Consider the following 1,577-nt stretch of genomic DNA (forward strand, 5'->3'; position numbering starts at 1 on the left):
CTTTCATTTTTCAGACAGATGCATCGAAGTTAATTTGCGAAGGATACACTGTAACTTATGTAGCAATGCAGCTAGCATTCTATATGGGCTTTAAGAGAATTTTCTTGATAGGAGTCGATCATAACTTTACTGCTGTAGGTAATCCTAACGAAAAACAGTTCCTAAAAGGAGATGATCCCAACCATTTTACTCCTGGGTATTTTGGCAATAAAGAATGGCATCTGCCAGATCTAGAAGGCTCTGAACTAGCCTATCATATGGCTCGATTTCACTTTAATAGATCTGGTAGAGAGATTTATGATGCTACAGTTGATGGAAAACTACAAATTTTTCCAAAAATTACCTTTGAACAAGCTTTAGATATGTGTAAAAAAAAAAGTAGTGGTAAAGATGTAGTGATGTAGACGTTGGTCTGGTCAAGGTAACGGGAGCTAAAATCACGAATTGTGTACCACTACCGTTTCGCCGAGTCGTTTTTCATCCCCCGACTAAAGTACAGGGGCTTTCAAACTCCCGTCTTCTTTCAGGTAAGAATATTAAAATAAGCGGACTTAATGGAATCAGCATGAACACCAATCTTACCTTTCTTGGTCTCGGCGTTATGGGTGGATATATGGCAGCCAATCTTGCCCGTAGTGATTACTCCACCAGTAATTACCCCACTATGGCTTGGAATCGCACCCCCGGTCGTCCAGGAGTCAAGATTGCTGCTGATGCTGGAGCCAAGGTAGTCTCATCGATCCGGGAAGCCGTCGAGTCAGCTGACATCATTTTTTCTTGCTTGGGGGATGTCCCAGATGTGGAAGCGGTTATGCTGGGAGCTGAGGGAGTGGCTGAGTATGCCAAACCCGGTACCCTAATTGTGGATTTCACCACCATTGGACCAAATGCAGCCCAGGAAATCAGTGGGGAACTAAAGAAGCACAACCTACGTTTTCTGGATGCACCAGTTTCCGGTGGGGATATCGGAGCCAAAAATGGTACCCTAACCATTATGCTTGGAGGCGAGCAGACGGACTTCGAGGAGTGTAAACCCCTACTGGAAATTCTTGGCAAAACCATTCGCCTGTGCGGTCCGGTGGGCAGCGGTCAAGCCGTTAAACTGTGCAACCAGGTGCTTTGTTCTGTCCATATGGTAGCGCTATGCGAGGCAATGAAGTTGGCAGAACATCAAGGAATTGACCCTAATTTAGTTATTGAGGTTTGTAGCACAGGTGCTGCTGGGTCATGGGCGTTATCCAACTTAGGGCAACAAGTCGCTGAGTCTGACTTTGAACCTGGTTTCATGATTAAGCACATGGTCAAAGACCTCAGGCTTGTACTCGAAAGCGTCCAGTCTTCTAGTCTGGATTTAGCTGGAGTTGAATTAGCTGACCGTCTTTTCAAAGTTGTTCAACAACTTGACAGTGGTACAGGAGGTGAACAGGGAACTCAAGCCATGATTCGTGCCTACGGCGAACTCAGAAGCTGAAGGATGATGGCTTTAACAAAACTCGCTATCCATCCCCAGCTTCTTTAAAGGTGGGGATGGATAGCGAGACCGATTCGTGATATAATAAAATTGGTCGATGACCCGC

1 protein-coding gene and 1 pseudogene are annotated in these 1,577 nt (G+C 45.3%); both read left to right on the plus strand.

The features are described from left to right. Window positions 1-404: pseudogene (locus F6K37_RS41515) on the plus strand (hypothetical protein); the annotation flags it as partial. Window positions 405-565: 161 nt separating this feature from the next. Further along, the gene (locus tag F6K37_RS41520; RefSeq protein WP_287257101.1) at window positions 566-1,471 is read left to right on the plus strand and encodes an NAD(P)-dependent oxidoreductase; all 906 of its coding nucleotides are present in this window, start codon (window positions 566-568) and stop codon (window positions 1,469-1,471) included. The last annotated feature ends 106 nt before the right edge of the window (window positions 1,472-1,577 follow it).

It is taken from the genome of Moorena sp. SIO4E2 (assembly GCF_010671945.1).
In the GTDB taxonomy this organism is placed as follows: Bacteria; Cyanobacteriota; Cyanobacteriia; order Cyanobacteriales; family Coleofasciculaceae; genus Moorena; species Moorena producens.

Coding starts and splice junctions, on each gene's coding strand:
- F6K37_RS41520 (WP_287257101.1), top strand. CDS start 566: ATGAACACCAATCTTACCTTTCTTGGTCTCGGCGTTATGGGTGGATAT.